General features: G+C 64.2%; 12 protein-coding genes. 8 read left to right on the top strand and 4 right to left on the bottom strand.

Features of this window, described 5'->3' with window-relative positions:
• Positions 1-149: 149 nt before the first annotated feature.
• Positions 150-494 carry a hypothetical protein gene (locus HK353_RS13825; protein ID WP_173157030.1) on the bottom strand — a complete coding sequence of 115 codons (345 nt, stop codon included), beginning with the start codon at positions 492-494 and terminating at the stop codon, positions 150-152.
• A gap of 1,082 nt (positions 495-1,576) precedes the next feature.
• On the opposite strand from HK353_RS13825, the gene HK353_RS13830 reads away from it, so the two are divergent.
• Positions 1,577-1,759: a hypothetical protein gene (locus HK353_RS13830; RefSeq protein ID WP_173157032.1), complete on the top strand. Its 183-nt coding sequence runs from the start codon at positions 1,577-1,579 to the stop codon at positions 1,757-1,759.
• 415 nt (positions 1,760-2,174) lie between these two features.
• Here the strand turns inward: HK353_RS13830 and HK353_RS13835 are convergent, their stop codons facing one another.
• Entirely contained in the window at positions 2,175-2,900 is a 726-nt protein-coding gene (locus HK353_RS13835; RefSeq protein WP_217278481.1) for a helix-turn-helix domain-containing protein, read from the bottom strand.
• A 613-nt stretch (positions 2,901-3,513) separates the two neighbouring features.
• On the opposite strand from HK353_RS13835, the gene HK353_RS13840 reads away from it, so the two are divergent.
• On the top strand, positions 3,514-4,335 hold the full coding sequence (locus HK353_RS13840) for a CPBP family intramembrane glutamic endopeptidase (protein ID WP_173157036.1): 822 nt from the start codon (positions 3,514-3,516) through the stop codon (positions 4,333-4,335).
• 169 nt (positions 4,336-4,504) lie between these two features.
• Here the strand turns inward: HK353_RS13840 and HK353_RS13845 are convergent, their stop codons facing one another.
• On the bottom strand, positions 4,505-4,909 hold the full coding sequence (locus HK353_RS13845) for a hypothetical protein (RefSeq protein ID WP_173157038.1): 405 nt from the start codon (positions 4,907-4,909) through the stop codon (positions 4,505-4,507).
• A gap of 285 nt (positions 4,910-5,194) precedes the next feature.
• Between HK353_RS13845 and HK353_RS13850 the strand changes: the two genes are divergently transcribed.
• The 3 genes from HK353_RS13850 (at position 5,195) to HK353_RS13860 (ending at position 9,596) form a co-directional block, all read left to right on the top strand.
• A complete protein-coding gene (locus tag HK353_RS13850; RefSeq protein ID WP_039211381.1) occupies positions 5,195-6,403 on the top strand; it encodes an acetyl-CoA C-acetyltransferase in 1,209 nt (402 codons plus the stop codon).
• 1 nt (position 6,404) lies between these two features.
• Positions 6,405-8,582 carry a 3-hydroxyacyl-CoA dehydrogenase NAD-binding domain-containing protein gene (locus HK353_RS13855; RefSeq protein ID WP_173157040.1) on the top strand — a complete coding sequence of 726 codons (2,178 nt, stop codon included), beginning with the start codon at positions 6,405-6,407 and terminating at the stop codon, positions 8,580-8,582.
• Between the two features lie 93 nt (positions 8,583-8,675).
• Entirely contained in the window at positions 8,676-9,596 is a 921-nt protein-coding gene (locus HK353_RS13860; protein ID WP_173157042.1) for an NADP-dependent oxidoreductase, read from the top strand.
• Between the two features lie 64 nt (positions 9,597-9,660).
• Here HK353_RS13860 and HK353_RS13865 read toward each other — a convergent pair whose 3' ends face one another.
• Positions 9,661-10,287 (bottom strand): TetR/AcrR family transcriptional regulator, encoded by a 627-nt coding sequence (locus HK353_RS13865; RefSeq protein WP_173157044.1) that lies wholly within the window; start codon positions 10,285-10,287, stop codon positions 9,661-9,663.
• A 134-nt stretch (positions 10,288-10,421) separates the two neighbouring features.
• On the opposite strand from HK353_RS13865, the gene HK353_RS13870 reads away from it, so the two are divergent.
• From HK353_RS13870 to HK353_RS13880, 3 genes are read left to right on the top strand one after another with little or no spacing between them, the layout of a single operon-like run.
• Complete coding sequence (locus tag HK353_RS13870) at positions 10,422-12,035, top strand: carboxyl transferase domain-containing protein (protein WP_173157046.1); 1,614 nt, start codon at positions 10,422-10,424, stop codon at positions 12,033-12,035.
• Between the two features lie 17 nt (positions 12,036-12,052).
• A complete protein-coding gene (locus HK353_RS13875) occupies positions 12,053-14,050 on the top strand; it encodes an acetyl/propionyl/methylcrotonyl-CoA carboxylase subunit alpha (RefSeq protein WP_217278482.1) in 1,998 nt (665 codons plus the stop codon).
• 47 nt (positions 14,051-14,097) lie between these two features.
• Positions 14,098-15,270: an acyl-CoA dehydrogenase family protein gene (locus tag HK353_RS13880; protein ID WP_173157050.1), complete on the top strand. Its 1,173-nt coding sequence runs from the start codon at positions 14,098-14,100 to the stop codon at positions 15,268-15,270.
• Positions 15,271-15,411: the final 141 nt, after the last annotated feature.

Here is a 15,411-nt window from a genome sequence, read left to right on the forward strand (position 1 = left end):
AGGCGACTCGGACGACGTCGTCGCGGAACTCTTTCGGATAGGGCTGTGGCATGGTGTCAATCCTTCCAGGCTTGCCTGTGAACAAGCCAGATCAGATGTCCCCAAACCCTGCATCAGTCCCCTCGTGTGTCCTGTTCGCTGTCGAGTAGTTAACCGTGCAGGAAGATCGACTCTTCGGAGTAGCCAGTATCGCGAACCTCTCCCGGCTTCAGTTCCGGGCGATGGTCGTAGCTCGCAATTTGGATGCTGTGTTTCTGGTCAGCAGAAGCGACTACTGCGAATACTTCGACTAGCCGAGGCTCAGGATTCTGTCCGCGCTTCGCCCAGGCGATCACCTCGTCGAGTGTTGCAACTGCAGTTTCGTATACGGCAACCGAAGTGAGGTCCTGTGGGTCGTTTTCGTCGCCATGCCAGAACGAAACGCGAAAAGTGTCAGCAACAGCCTCACTATCAACATCTCGCTCGTCAACCAGGTGAAATGCTTCGTCGTCCATGGGTCCTCGCAGTTCAATTCGCCTGTCTGTCTTCGATTTGCTTAGCGGACTGCAGTCTAGATCTTTTTCCAGACGGTCTTCGAGCTTGATGCTGTTCGCTTTCCTGAGAGAGAAGGATGACTGTTGATGATCAGAGTGCTGGTGGCGTTCCAATATCCGGTGCCGCGTCCACCGTTGTAACCAGTCTTGGGCGTGTAGTAGGGGTTGGAGAACCCGGTGTTGGCCTTGACCGTAATGTTTGCGTCGCTTCTGGCCTGGCTCTGTGCCTTGCCGGCTTCCCGCCGTTCTTCGAAGCTGGGTACAGGCTAAGGAGACCGCGGACTCGTAGCTTCACAGTCGTGCTGACTCCTTTCGATTCGCACTTATAGCGTGACTTGTAAATCGCGCCACCTGCGCCTTTGGAATAGTGGGGGTTGTCCACACGCGCAGTCCACCTGACGTACCGTGAGTTCACCTCTTCAGCAGCTTCGGCGGACCTCGAGGCGACTGGATCGCCGATCATCACTGTAGTGTCCACGTACTCGGCGGTACTCGCTGCCTGTGTTTGCAGGAAGTCGTCCGATAGTGTCAACCCGTTCGTCTCGACCGTCTGTGCCCAAGCCTCGTACTGCGCCATGACAACACTGTGGACCTCCGACTCTTCCTCCTCGGCGGCCACAGGCGATGCCGCGACGGCCGCGAGGACTAGTGAGAGGGCAATCGCCAGGATCTTGGAAGTATGCTTCAGTGCATTTCCCGTTCTGCTAGCTCTGCGTGGCATGCGTTAGTGCAGCCGATCGTCGGAGTGGGTAACGTGATAGTAACCGCAGAACGCAAACTTTGGACGAAGTATCGAGTGAGGCTTGATCTTGGTGTCCAAACTGTGACCTTCGATGCGCTGCACGGTGCTGCGGCTGGATAGTCATTAGTCGATTCCGGATATGGTTGGCGCCCCGCTTCGTGAGCTTTCTTCATTCTGTTTGTCTCTGAGGAAAGGGCAGGTGTGCACACGGGCGCTCACGAGCACGACTGCCCGAGCGCGCACCTAGCAGAGAACCGGAGGCGTCCATAGACTCTATTCACGAGCCCTGAAGGAGGCGAACATGACCACCTACGAAGAGGCCATCGCCCGGGCGGCGAAACCACTAGCGGAGGCATTCTTCCGCATTCAGGAAGGCACAGCACGTGAAGCCGCGGAGCGTGCATACACGCCCGGTGGGCCGGGGCTCGACGAGCTGGAGGAGCGCATCCAGGCCTGGCGGGACGAGTTCATGGTGCAGGAATAGACGATAGCGACGATAGGTCCGGAAGCGCCTGCCGATTGGGAGGGGATGCGTTTACGATGCGCTTTGCGGCGAAGTCGGTGTATCCGTTGACGATGCGGGAATCGCGCACAATGCGTTCATCGCCCCAGGTCAAGCGGTCATCTGATCAACTTTCATACGCTTTCATATCCGCCCGGGTCCACGGGTCGTCAGAATGAATAGGTCGCGGGTTCGATTCCCGCAGGCGGCTCGGCAGCAGCCCCTCTGATCAGCACAAATGATGATCAGAGGGGCTTTTTGATTAGTTCAGCAGAGGGTCACCTCGGCACAAAAATCGGCACAGTGGCCGAATACCTCGAGACGTTTCGGATTGGTCGGTGCTCCTGCTGAGCAGGTGTCGCAGTATTCGGAGGCACAACGTTCGCTAAGAAGCACTTCAGGCGTCCGCTTCGTCCGAAGGTACGCTGTCCTGGGCGAGATGGTACGCCTGCGCGAGGACTGCGATCTGTGCTGAGTTGTAGAGATCGGGCAGCGACTGGTAGAGGGCATGAATCGCCTCGCGTTTGCGCGCTGTCGTCGGCTGGGGCGGAGTCCGTGTGTCGGGGTAGCTTTCGTGGATCCTGCGGAGCACCGGCGCCAGCTGCAGGGCAACAGCATGAATAGCCTCGGCGCTGGCATCGGCCGTCAGTTCGTTGAAGGCGATGTCGGTGTCCTGGTGGTGTTCGGCCATTTCGTGCAGGTGCTGCATGCCCTGTTCGTCATAGACCAGTGTGCTGATCGCTATGACCGCCCTGTCCGCCCCGGTGAGGCCGTCGGCAATGTCCTCGAAGCCGACGAGAACATCAGGTCCGGTGCGGTGGGCGAGGAGCTCGGCGAGGTCGGCTCGGATCTTCTGTTCACGTTCGATGGAGGCGGCGAGTCGTGCATCGAGCGCGCGGACGGTGTCGAAGAACATGTCCTCCGAGTCGCCTGCTGATCGGATCTCTGCCGTCGACATCCCCAGCTCCCGAAGCTGTTTGATCTGCAGCAGCCGCACCAGGTGGGCTGTGCCGTACTGCTTGTAGCCGTTGGCCGCGCGTGCGGGCTCTTCGAACACATCGGTCGCGTGGTAGTGCCGGATCGCTTTCACCGTGGTGCCGGCGAGGTCCGCGAGCTGGCGCATGCTCCAAGCCATCAATAGGCACCAGGGCGAACAGACATACGTCCATACTCATGGATGGGGGAGGGAATTGGAAGCACAGTCTTGACTGTGCCCCCGGGGCACGGGTTCCGATGGTGTTGAACAAACCCACCTACGCATAGGAGCCCTCACATGGCCAACTCCGGACAGAATTCCGATCAGCACGAGTTCGAGAAGCAGATCGCCCTCTTCGGAGGAACGGCCTTGACGCAGTGAGACCAGGCAGGACAGTCGGACAGAAGGATGGGGGAGGGCCAAGGATGAAGATCGACTGGAACGAATACGGAAACCCAACGATCACCGCGGAGCACGATCGAGAGGCCTGCGCCGAGGAGGTTTCCCGTGGTGGCTATCGCCGTGAGGCGCTGCCGGCGACTCTGCCACGGCGTGACCCTCATCGGCTTTCCGCGGCAGTCCTTCGCCGTCACCCCGGACGAAGGCCCCGACTCGTCCAACTCGCACCGTCCTAAGGAGGACCATCGTGACTGCCTCGCCTGACTCGACCCTTAACGAACCTTCGAGCGCCTCCCCCTCCGTCGACGTAACACGTCCTTTCGGTGCGCATCTGTCGATGAGGAGGTGGGTCCCCTTGGTCTTGACGATCGTCGTCGTCGCAGCGGTTTACGGCCTCCAGCTGATATTGGGAGGCATCGTCGCCCTCGTCGAGATCGGTCTGCTCGACAAAGCTCCCGATGACGCCTCGCTGACACCTTTGACCTTCCTGGCGATCAATCTCTCGACCATCCTCGTCGCCCCGCTGGCGCTCCTCGTTCTCACGAAGGCAGGGCAGTTTTCGTGGCGATCCGCGTTGAGCGTGGGACGGGCTTTCCGGTGGCGTCAGCTGGGGGTGTACGCTGGCCTGTTCGCCGTGCTCATGATCCTCGCCAATGCGGCGGTCCAGCTGATCCACCCCTCACCGCTCTCGCTTTTCGCTGTCTCCGGCACGACCATCGCGCTGCTGGTGGTGCTGGTGCTGACCACGCCATTGCAGGCTGCGGCTGAGGAAGTCGCCTTCCGTGGCGTCCTCACCGCCTCCTACGCGTCCTGGGTCCGTGCCGCGCGTCCGGCGCTCATGATCGGAATCACCGGTTCGAGTGTGCTTTTCGCCGTCGTCCACACCAGCCTGGATCCGTGGATGATCCTGAACTACCTGGGCCTCGGGGCGAGCACCGCGGTCATGGCTGTGCTGAGCCGTGGTCTCGAAGCGCCGATCGCCTTCCACGTTATGAACAATGTGTTCGCCTACGGCATCGGTGCCCTGTTCGCCGAAGGCGGCGGCATCGGCCAGGACCGCAGCGCCGGCGCTGGAGGACCCTATATGCTGGTCCTTCTCCTCGCACAGGCCATCGCGATTGTTACTGTCTGGCAGGTGGAAAAGCGCCGCAGGCTTCAGCGCCGAACATCCTGCCTGCGGTAGATCTCTGGCGAATCCTTCAGAAGCGACGGACCCACGAGTTGGCGCATTGCACACCGGACAGAATCGCGGGCGGACAAGCGATAGCCTCCCGATCCAACGTACATGCTGGATCGAGAGGGGCTGATACATCTCTACTTGCGTCCTCGGACTGTAGGCGAATCGTCAGCCGTCAGCGCTTCTTCACCGGTTTGAACGACGTCGAGCACTTCCACGTCGTCTTGCCCTTCTTTGCCGTCACGGTCACCTTGACAGCCTTACCGAGGGTAGCGCCGGAGATGTAGTACTTCAGAGAGGCCTTGCCTTTCTTCGATGCGGTGGCCTTCTTCTTCGTCTTCGTCGTCTTGTAGTGGGCAAGGGTCTCGACCTTGGCCTTCGACCCGACCTTCGAGACGTTGACGTTGGTGTACGAGTACTGGCGAGGCTTCGAGATCGACATCTTCGCCGAGCACTTCTTCGTTGCCGCTTCGGCCGGCTGTGCATCGACGGCGATGGGGCCGGCGAGGAGGCCGACTGCAAGGGTCAGTGCCACGAGCTTCGAACCCGTCTTCGTGCGGGCAGGGGTGGTCAAGGACATGATTCTCCAGGGGGTCAGAAATGATGAGTCGAGCCATCTTAACCACCCCTGCTGTATTCCGGTGTTATCGAAATGACTCGGCCGGAGAACTGTTATCAGTTCGAGAGATCAGAGGAGACTGTCGGCTCAATCCGCCCCTCTCCCATCCGTCGTCGCGCCATGCTGCGAGCGGGACCAGCGTGTGTTGCTCGTCACCCGAAACCGGGGCACAATGGGACGTGCGAATGTTACTGAACGATCGATCAGATCTTATGGTCGATCTTCCATCCAGACTGTGAGGAACACATGAGCGAAGCGTTCATCTATGACGCAGTGCGCACCCCACGCGGTAAGAACCGCGGCGGGGCGCTGCACAGCGTCAAGCCCATCGATCTCGTCACCGGCCTCATCGACGCCGTACGCGAGCGCAATCCGGACCTCGACGACTCCCAGATCGACGACATCGTCCTCGGTGTCGTCTCTCCAGTCGGCGAACAGGGCAGCGACATCGCCCGTGTCGCCGCGATCGCCGCCGGCCTCGACGAGTCCGTCGCCGGCGTTCAGGTCAACCGCTTCTGCGCCTCCGGGCTCGAAGCCGTCAACATCGCCGCCCAGAAGGTCGGCTCCGGATTCGAGAACCTCGTCCTCGCCGGTGGCGTCGAATCGATGTCCCGTGTGCCGCTGGGATCCGACGGCGGAGCCTGGGCGCAGGATCCGACGACGAACTATGACACGTACTTCGTGCCCCAGGGAATCGGTGCCGACCTCATCGCCACCACCGAGGGCTTCAGCCGTGCAGACGTGGACGCCTTCGCCGCCGAATCGCAGAAGCGCGCCGCCGCGGCCTGGGAGAACAGCCTCTTCGAAAATTCGATCATCCCGGTCAAGGACATCAACGGCATCACCGTGCTCGACCGCGATGAGCACATGCGTCCCGGATCGACCGTCGAATCGCTGTCGCAGCTGCCACCGGCCTTCGCCAAGCTCGCCGCTCAGACCGGGTTCGACGAGGTGGCTCTGCAGAAGTACCACTGGATCGAAGCCATCGACCACGTCCACACCGCCGCGAACTCCTCCGGAATCGTCGACGGAGCTGCGCTCGTCATCCTCGGCGACGAGGAAGTCGGTCAGAAGATGGGGATGAAGCCCCGCGCCCGGATCGTCTCCACCGCAGTCACTGGGTCCGAACCCACCATCATGCTCACCGGTCCGACTCCGGCGACGAAGAAGGCCCTTGACAAAGCCGGCATGACCGTCGATGACATCGATCTGTTCGAACTCAACGAGGCATTCGCCGCCGTCGTGCTCAAGTGGATGAAGGATCTCAACATCCCCCACGAGAAGGTCAACGTCAACGGCGGAGCCATCGCCATGGGCCACCCGCTGGGAGCCACCGGCGCCATGATTCTGGGCACTGTCCTCGACGAACTCGAGCGCCGCGACCTTAAGCGTGGACTCGTCACCCTGTGCATCGGCGCAGGCATGGGCATCGCGACGATCATCGAAAGGGTCTGACATGACGAACACTGAAACCACAGCTGCCGACTACCAGCGCAACACCGATGCCGATGGCATCGTCACCGTCGTCATCGACGAGCCCGGCGCCAAGGTCAACACCATGAACGACTACTTCGCGGCCGCCCTCGAGGCGACCGTGGAATGGCTCGAAGCCAATGTCGACGACATCACCGGTGTCGTCCTCACCTCCCCGAAAAAGACCTTCTTCGCCGGCGGAAACCTCAACAAGCTGCGCGAGGCGGACCCGGCCAATGCGGCAGAGGAATTCGAGGCTGTCGAACACCTCAAGAAGGTGCTGCGCCGCCTCGAGACCTTCGGCAAGCCGGTCGTCGCCGCCCTCGGAGGTGCGGCACTGGGCGGCGGACTCGAACTCGCCCTGGCCGCTCATCACCGAATCGCCGCCGATGACAACCCGAGCGCCCGCTTCGGCTTCCCCGAGGTCTCACTCGGCCTGCTGCCCGGCGGCGGCGGAGTCGCCCGGTCGGTGCGCATGCTCGGCATCCAGACCGCGCTGCAGAAGGCCATCCTGCCGTCGACGAAGTTCAAGGCTGCCGACGCCCAGGCGCTCGGCCTCATAGACGAACTCGCTCCCGCGGCCGAACTCGAATCCAAGGCCAAGGCCTGGATCAAGGCCAACCCCGAGGCTGTGCAGCCGTGGGACGTCAAGGGCTTCAAGATCCCCGGCGGCTCCCCGTCCTCGCCGAAGATCGGCGCGATGCTTCCCGCGCTGCCGTCCCTGCTGCGCAAGCAGGGCAAGGGTGCGCCGATGCCGGCTCCCCGGGCCGTGGTAGCCGCTGCGGTCGAGGGCGCACTGGTCGACATCGACACCGCGCTGACGGTCGAGTCTCGCTACTTCGTCAACGTCACCCATACTCCGGTGGCGAAGAACATGATCAAGGCGTTCTTCTTCGACCTCGGCCACATCAACTCCGGCGGCTCGCGCCCTGACGGTGTCACACCCCGCCAGGTGAAGAAGCTCGGCGTGATCGGTGCCGGAATGATGGGTGCCGCTATCGCCTACAGCGCTGCGAAGTCGGGCATCGAGGTCGTGCTCAAAGACGTCGAGCTCGCCAATGCGGAGAAGGGCAAGGCCTACGCCGCCAAGCGTGAGGAATCGGCCCTGGCCAAGGGCAAGACCACCGAGGTGAAATCGCAGGCTGTCCTTGATCGGATCACCCCGAGTGCCTCGGCTGAGGATTTCGCCGGTGTCGACTTCGTCATCGAGGCGGTCTTCGAGTCCGTCGATCTCAAGCAGAAGGTGTTCCAGGAGATCCAGGACATCGTCGAGCCTGATGCGGTCCTCGGTTCGAACACCTCGACCCTGCCGATCACCGACCTGGCCAAGGGCGTCACCCGCGACAAGGACTTCATCGGCGTCCACTTCTTCTCGCCGGCCGACAAGATGCCGCTGGTCGAGATCATCTGCGGTGAGAACACCTCCGACGAGGTCCTTGCCCGCACCTTCGACCTCGTGCAGCAGATCCGGAAGACTCCGATCGTCGTCAACGACTCCCGCGGATTCTTCACCTCCCGTGTCATCGGCACCTTCATCGCCGAGGCGGTCGCCGCCGTCGGCGAAGGCGTGGAGCCGGCCAGCGTGGAACAGGCGGCACTGCAGGCCGGGTACCCCACCGGCGCCCTGCAGCTGCTCGACGAACTGACGCTGACCCTGTCGCAGAAGATCAACAAGGAGACCCGCGACGCGGTCGAGGCCGCAGGCGGCACCTGGATCGCCCACCCCTCCGAAGCCGTCTTCGACTGGATGGTCGAGCAGGGACGGACCGGACGCAAGGACGGCGCCGGCTTCTACGACTACGACGAGAACGGCAAACGCACCACGCTGTGGCAGGGTGTGCGCGAGAAGTACGAATCCGGGTCGAATGATCAGCCCTTCGCCGATCTGCAGGAGCGGATGCTCTTCGCCGAGGCGATCGAGACGATCAAATGCCTCGACGAGGGTGTGCTCACCTCGGTGCCGGACGCGAACATCGGTTCGATCTTCGGCATCGGATTCCCCGCGTGGACCGGCGGCGTGCTCCAGTACGTCAACCAGTACGAAGGCGGACTGGCCGGCTTCGTCGACCGGGCGAATGATCTGGCTGCGAAGTACGGCGAGCACTTCACACCGCCGGCCTCACTGGTCGAGCGCGCGAAGACCGGGGAAACCTACGAGTAAGAGGAGACCCCTGGAATAGCCTGTTGGCCTTCCGGTGTTGTCCAGTCACACTGAGACTTCAGTGTCACTGACATCTACCGGAAGGCCATTGCTATGCGCGCCGCCGTCTATGACGCCTACACCGAGAACTTCGACGACATCACCGTCCGCGAGCTGCCCGATCCGAAGCTGCCGCCGGCCTCCGTGCTCATCGAAGTCAGGGCCGCCGGAGTCAACCCGGTCGACTGGGCACTCGTCGGCGGGCACCTCGACCCGGTCATGCCCACGCAGTTCCCCGTCACCCCGGGCTGGGACGTCGCCGGTGTCGTCATCGACCTCGGCTTCGACACCCCGGAATTCTCCATCGGCGATGAAGTCGTCGCCTATGCACGCAAGGACGTGCTCGGCGACGGAACCTTCGCAGAGAAGGTCGCCGTCCCCGTGCGTGCGGTCGCCCCGAAGCCGAAGAGCCTGAGCTGGGAACAGGCGGGCGGACTGCCGTTGGCCGGCGGCACCGCTCTGCGCACCCTCGAGTCCCTCGGCGACCTGGAAGGCAGGACCGTACTCATCCACGGTGCATCCGGGGGAGTCGGCAGCTTCGCCGTGCAGATCGCCCGGGCCGCCGGAGCACGCGTCATCGGCACCGCCTCTGAAGCCAACCACGAGTACCTGCGCGGGCTCGGCGCCGAACCCGTGACCTACGGCAACGGTCTGGTCGAGCGCGTCCTCGAGGCCGCCGACGGCAAGGTCGACGGGGTCGCGGACTTCGTCGGGGGAGTCCTCGAGGACACCCTGGCCGTGCTCGCCGAGGGAGGGGCGCACGCCTCGGTGGCCGATCCCAGCGTCGCCGAGCACGGCGGCCGCTACATCTGGGTACGTCCCGACGGCTCCGAGACCGCACGCCTCGGTCTCCTCGTCGACGAAGGAAAACTCACCGTCACCGTCGCCGGCACCTACGGCCTCGACGATGTTCCCCAGGCCTTCAAGGACAGCGCCACCGGACACGTCCGCGGCAAGCTCGTCATCGTGCCCTGAACATCAGCTATACCGTACTCGGTGATCGAAATATCGCCGAGGCGGGACTCGGCTGATCCGGTGATCAGCTGAGTCCCAGCGCCGCAGCTGCAGCGGCGCGCAATTCGACCCCGACCACCTCGGCGCTGGAGCGACGAGCCTGGTGCGGGGTCGAATTCATCATCCCGAACGCCGCATGCACGCGCACAGTGGCCGACTCCAGAGTCCACGCCGGATGGGCGGCCTCGACGACCTCCGCCCACCGACTGACATAGGCACGCTGGAGACGGCGCACGGTTCGTCGCGATTCGTCCGGCAGCGCCTCGAGGTCACGGTCCTGGATGCGGATGAGCTCGGGCTCGCTCATGGCGAAGTCGACATGGAAGTCGATGAGACGCCGCAGGGTTGAGGCCGCCTCGGCGGGGGAGATCCCCGACGCGGTGTCCCACGCCGTGGACACGATCTCCTCGCCTCCGGACTGGAGATAGGCGGAGATGCCGACGAGGAGCTCTTCGAGCACGGCCTCTTTCGACGAGAAATGCCGGTAGACCGCCGGCGCCGAGATCCCCGCGCCCTTGCCCAGGTCGTCGAGGCGCACCCCATGGAAGCCGTGCCGGGCATAGAGCGTCTTCGCGACCTCGAGCAGCTGCTCGCGCCTGGCCGCCTTCGCCGCTGCTCGCGCCGTCGGCTTGGCCTCGTCCGAGATCGACATCCGGCCTCCTTCCCTGAGCCTGATGCCCACCGTTGCGGACGACGTCGGTGCGGTCTGGCTCGTGCGTTGTCAGTTCTGCCTGTGAGCAGTATCATAGCAGTCAGTTAAGAATCATTAACTGAAATGAGGATGGAATGAGAGCAGTGGGAACTGCGGTCAGTCCGGCGACGGGGCAGGTCAACTCCGAGGCCCACGCCGAACTCATCGCTGAACTCCGGGAGCGCATTGCGGCCACAGCCCGCGGCGGTTCCGAGAAGTCCAGGCAGCGCCATATCGATCGCGGAAAGCTGCTGCCCCGTGATCGCGTCGAGCAGCTCCTCGACCCCGGCACTCCCTTCCTCGAGCTCTCTCCGCTGGCTGCGAACGGCATGTACGACGACGCCAGCCCAGGTGCCGGAATCATCACCGGAATCGGGCGGGTCGCCGGCCGCGAATGCGTGATTGTGGCCAACGACGCCACCGTCAAGGGCGGAACCTACTACCCGGTAACCGTGAAGAAGCACCTCCGGGCTCAGGAAGTCGCCAAAGAGAACAGCATTCCGTGCATCTACCTCGTCGACTCCGGTGGCGCGAACCTGCCGAATCAGGACGACGTCTTCCCCGACCGGGAGCACTTCGGCCGCATCTTCTTCAACCAGGCCACCCTCTCCGCTGCCGGCATCCCGCAGCTGGCTGCCGTCATGGGTTCCTGCACCGCAGGCGGCGCCTACGTCCCGGCGATGGCCGACGAATCGATCATCGTCTCCGAGCAGGGCACGATCTTCCTCGGGGGGCCACCTCTGGTCAAGGCCGCCACCGGCGAGGAAGTCACCGCCGAAGAGCTCGGCGGCGGAGCCCTGCACTCCCGGGTCTCCGGCGTCACCGACCACCTCGCGGCCAACGACCCCCATGCGCTGGAGATCATGCGGGACATCGTCTCGACTCTCGGGCCGAAGAGCACCCCGAACTGGGACGTCATCGAATCCCGCCTGCCGGCACACTCGCCGGAGGAGCTGACCTCCGTCGTACCCGTGGACTCGCGCACACCGTATGACGTCCGCGAGGTCATCGCCCGCCTCGTCGACGGATCCGAGTTCCACGAGTTCAAAGCCGAATACGGCACGAGCCTCGTCACCGGATTCGCTCACCTCGACGGACACCCCGTCGGCATCATCGCCAACAACGGCATCCTCTTCGGCGAATCCGCGCAGAAGGGCGCCCACTTCATCGAACTCTGCGACCAGCGCAGCGTGCCTTTGGTGTTCCTGCAGAACATCTCCGGATTCATGGTCGGCCGCGACTACGAAGCCGGCGGCATCGCCAAACACGGCGCGAAGATGGTCAACGCAGTCGCCACCGCCCGCGTCCCGAAGTTCACCGTCGTCATCGGCGGCTCCTTCGGTGCCGGCAACTACTCGATGTGCGGCCGCGCGTATTCCCCGCGCTTCCTGTGGATGTGGCCCAATGCCCGCATCTCCGTGATGGGCGGCGAGCAGGCAGCCAGCGTGCTCTCGACCGTCAGGCGCGACCAGCTCGAGGCCCGCGGCGAGGAGTGGAGCGCTGCCGACGAAGACGCCTTCAAACAGCCCATCCGCGACCAGTACGAAGCCCAGGGAAACCCGTACTACTCGACGGCTCGCCTGTGGGATGACGGAATCATCGAGCCCGGTGACACCCGCCAGGTACTGGCGCTGGCCCTCGAACTCGCCCGCTTCGGACCGATGGAACGCCCGCTGAATGCCAGCGGCTACGGCGTCTTCAGAATGTGAGCCTCACCATGACGAAAATGTTCACAACAGTCCTCATCGCCAACCGCGGCGAGATCGCCCTGCGCGTCATCCGCACCTGCCGCCGTCTCGGCATCCGCACCGTCGCCGTCTACTCCGACGCCGACGCCCATGCGGCCCACGTCAAGGCCGCCGACACCGCGGTCCACCTGGGGCCCGCCGCCGCCTCAGAGTCCTACCTGCGCATCGACAAGGTCATTGCCGCAGCACAGGCCACCGGAGCCGAAGCCATCCACCCCGGCTACGGATTCCTGTCGGAGAACGCCGAATTCTCCGCAGCCTGCGCCGAGGCGGGAATCGTCTTCCTCGGCCCCGGAGCCGAGGCGATTCGGACGATGGGCGACAAGATCACGGCGAAGCAGGCCGTCTCCTCCCGCGGGGTGCCGCTCGTTCCCGGCACGAAGGACGCCGCGATGAGCGACGAAGCCCTCATTGCGGCCTCGACGGACATCGGCTTCCCCGTGCTCATCAAGCCCTCCGCCGGTGGCGGAGGAAAAGGCATGCACGCGGTCTTCGAGGCCGGTAAGCTCGCCGAGGCGCTGCGGACCGCCCGCCGCGAAGCCGCGAGCTCCTTCGGCGACGACACCCTGTTCCTCGAACGCCTCGTCGCCACCCCGCGCCATATCGAAGTCCAGATCATGGCCGACTCTCACGGCAATGTCATCCACCTCGGCGAACGCGAATGCTCTCTGCAGCGCCGTCACCAGAAGGTCATCGAGGAAGCACCGTCGGCGCTGCTGGACGAAGAGACCCGCGCCCGAATCGGCCAGGCCGCCTGCGAGACCGCGAAGTCCGTCGGCTACGTCGGAGCCGGCACCGTCGAATTCATCGTCGGGGCCGACCGTCCCGATCAGTTCTTCTTCATGGAGATGAACACTCGACTGCAGGTCGAACACCCAGTCACCGAGGAGGTCACCGGAGTCGACCTCGTCGAACTCCAGCTGCGCGTCGGCGCGGGCGAAGAGCTGCCGCTGACGCAGGATGAAATCACGCTGACCGGGCACTCGATCGAAGCGAGAATCTACGCCGAGGACCCCTCGCGCGGATTCCTGCCCACCGGCGGTCGCGCCCTCGACGTCGTCTTCCCGGAAGGAGAGGGCATCCGCGTCGACGCCGGGCTCGAAGCCGGGCAGACCATCGCCTCGGACTACGACCCGATGATCGCCAAGCTCATCGTCCGCGCCGATGACCGCGCCCAGGCCATCGCCCGCCTCGATTCCGCGCTCGCCGCCTCGGCGGTTCCGGGAATCGTGACGAACATCGACTTCCTGCGCACCCTCATGAGCCTGCCCGAGGTGGTCGCCGGCGAGCTCGACACCTCACTCATCGACAACCTCGGCGAGGATCAGCTGGCGCACAGCGCCGGTGAGACCCACGCGCAGCTGGCGGCCGCCGCCGTCACGGTCACCGGGGGAGCGGCAGGCACGACCCTGACTGGACCGGTCACGGACGCCGAGCTGACCGCGAATCGGTCGGCCGCCTCGGCGTGGGCAGGACCCAGCGCCTGGCGCACTTCACGTCCGGACTTCCACGCCACGGTCACCCTGGCCACGGGCGGAGAGACGGTCGACGTCGAGGCTCGCGCGGGAGCCGTCGAGGTCGATGCCGACGGACTGTGGCATGTCACCCTCGACGGCATCCAGCACACGGCGCGGATCTTCTCCGATGCGCGGGACCGCACCATCTGGGTGAGCACCGGCACCGGAATTCACGTCTTCACCAGACCCCTGGCCGATTCGTCGCTGACACCGGGGTTGGAAGGCGCAGAGGTGCTCGCACCGATGCCCGGCTCCGTCGTCGACATCAAGGTCGAGACCGGCGTCAAGGTCGAACAGGGAGATCCGATCGTCGTCGTCGAGGCGATGAAGATGGAACACGTGCTCACCGCACCCGCAGCCGGAATCGTCACCGTCACTGCCGTCGAAGGCGCCCAAGTCGCCCTCGACGAAGTGCTCGCCACAGTCGTCGACGAAGCCGCCGCCGAAGCCGCCGAATAGTCACCAGCCACTCACACCACAACCACGCCACAAGCGGGGAGGAAACAATGGAAACCTTTGTTCCGGGAATGCTGCCCGAAGAATACGAAGACCTGCGCCAAGGTGTCGCGAAGTTCGCCGACGAAGAGGTCGCACCCGTGTCAGCCGAACTCGACGCCAAGCACGAGTTCCCCTACGACCTCGTTGCGAAGATGGGCGAGATGGGACTCTTCGGCCTGCCCTTCGACGAAGAGTACGGCGGAATGGGCGGCGACTACTTCGCCCTGTGCCTGGCCATCGAAGAACTCGGCCGGGTCAACCAGTCCCTGGCCATCACGCTCGAGGCCGGGGTCTCGCTCGGGGCGATGCCGATCTACCGCTTCGGCACCGAAGAGCAGAAGAAGGAATGGCTGCCGAAGCTCACCGATGCCTCGGGCCTGGCCGCCTTCGGCCTGACCGAACCCGAGGCCGGATCGGATGCCGGCGGCACTCGGACCAAGGCCACGCTGGAGGGCGGGACTTGGACGATCAACGGCAGCAAGTGCTTCATCACGAACTCCGGCACCGACATCACCCGCCTGGTCACCGCTACCGCTGTGACCGGAACCCGAACCACTGGTTCGGGCCGCGAAGTGCCTGAGATCTCGACGATCATGATCCGGACCGGCACCCCCGGCTTCACCGCCGAACCGGCCTATGACAAGGTCGGCTGGAACTCCTCGGACACGCACCCGCTCACCTTCGACAACGTGCAGGTGCCCGAAGCGAACCTCCTCGGCGAACGCGGCCGCGGCTACGCGAACTTCCTGCGCATCCTCGACGAGGGCCGCATCGCCGTCGGCGCCCTGTCCGTCGGCGCCGCCCAGGGCTGTGTCGACGAATCCGTGAAGTACGCGAAGGAGCGCCAAGCCTTCGGCAAGCCGATTGCCGACTTCCAGGGCATCTCCTTCAAGATCGCCCGTATGGAGGCCCGCGTCGTCGCCGCCCGGTCGGCGTACTACCTCGCGGCTTCGCGGATGCTCGCCGGACTGCCGTTCAAGAAGGAAGCCGCCATTGCGAAGATGATCGCCGGCGAAGCAGCCATGGACAATGCTCGCGACGCCACCCAGATCCACGGCGGCTACGGCTTCATGAACGAATACCTCGTCGCCCGCCACTACCGCGACTCGAAGATCCTCGAGGTCGGCGAAGGCACCACCGAGGTCCAGCTCATGCTCATCGCCCGCGAGCTCGGACTCTGAGTTCCTGCTCCTGATCTGAGAGCAGGTGCCGACCTTCCGTCGGTCACCCATGCCGAATCGCCCGCCGAGGCGGCGCCGCACATCCGTCCGGACGTGCAGGTCCGCCTCGGCGGGCGATATTCTGGTCCGATAACACCGTGA

It is taken from the genome of Brevibacterium permense, assembly GCF_013280495.1.
GTDB lineage: Bacteria > Actinomycetota > Actinomycetes > Actinomycetales > Brevibacteriaceae > Brevibacterium > Brevibacterium permense.

Coding starts and splice junctions, on each gene's coding strand:
- HK353_RS13870 (WP_173157046.1), top strand. CDS start 10,422: ATGAGAGCAGTGGGAACTGCGGTCAGTCCGGCGACGGGGCAGGTCAAC.
- HK353_RS13830 (WP_173157032.1), top strand. CDS start 1,577: ATGACCACCTACGAAGAGGCCATCGCCCGGGCGGCGAAACCACTAGCG.
- HK353_RS13825 (WP_173157030.1), bottom strand. CDS start 494: ATGGACGACGAAGCATTTCACCTGGTTGACGAGCGAGATGTTGATAGT.
- HK353_RS13865 (WP_173157044.1), bottom strand. CDS start 10,287: ATGTCGATCTCGGACGAGGCCAAGCCGACGGCGCGAGCAGCGGCGAAG.
- HK353_RS13855 (WP_173157040.1), top strand. CDS start 6,405: ATGACGAACACTGAAACCACAGCTGCCGACTACCAGCGCAACACCGAT.
- HK353_RS13860 (WP_173157042.1), top strand. CDS start 8,676: ATGCGCGCCGCCGTCTATGACGCCTACACCGAGAACTTCGACGACATC.
- HK353_RS13845 (WP_173157038.1), bottom strand. CDS start 4,909: ATGTCCTTGACCACCCCTGCCCGCACGAAGACGGGTTCGAAGCTCGTG.
- HK353_RS13875 (WP_217278482.1), top strand. CDS start 12,053: ATGTTCACAACAGTCCTCATCGCCAACCGCGGCGAGATCGCCCTGCGC.
- HK353_RS13835 (WP_217278481.1), bottom strand. CDS start 2,900: ATGCGCCAGCTCGCGGACCTCGCCGGCACCACGGTGAAAGCGATCCGG.
- HK353_RS13880 (WP_173157050.1), top strand. CDS start 14,098: ATGGAAACCTTTGTTCCGGGAATGCTGCCCGAAGAATACGAAGACCTG.
- HK353_RS13850 (WP_039211381.1), top strand. CDS start 5,195: ATGAGCGAAGCGTTCATCTATGACGCAGTGCGCACCCCACGCGGTAAG.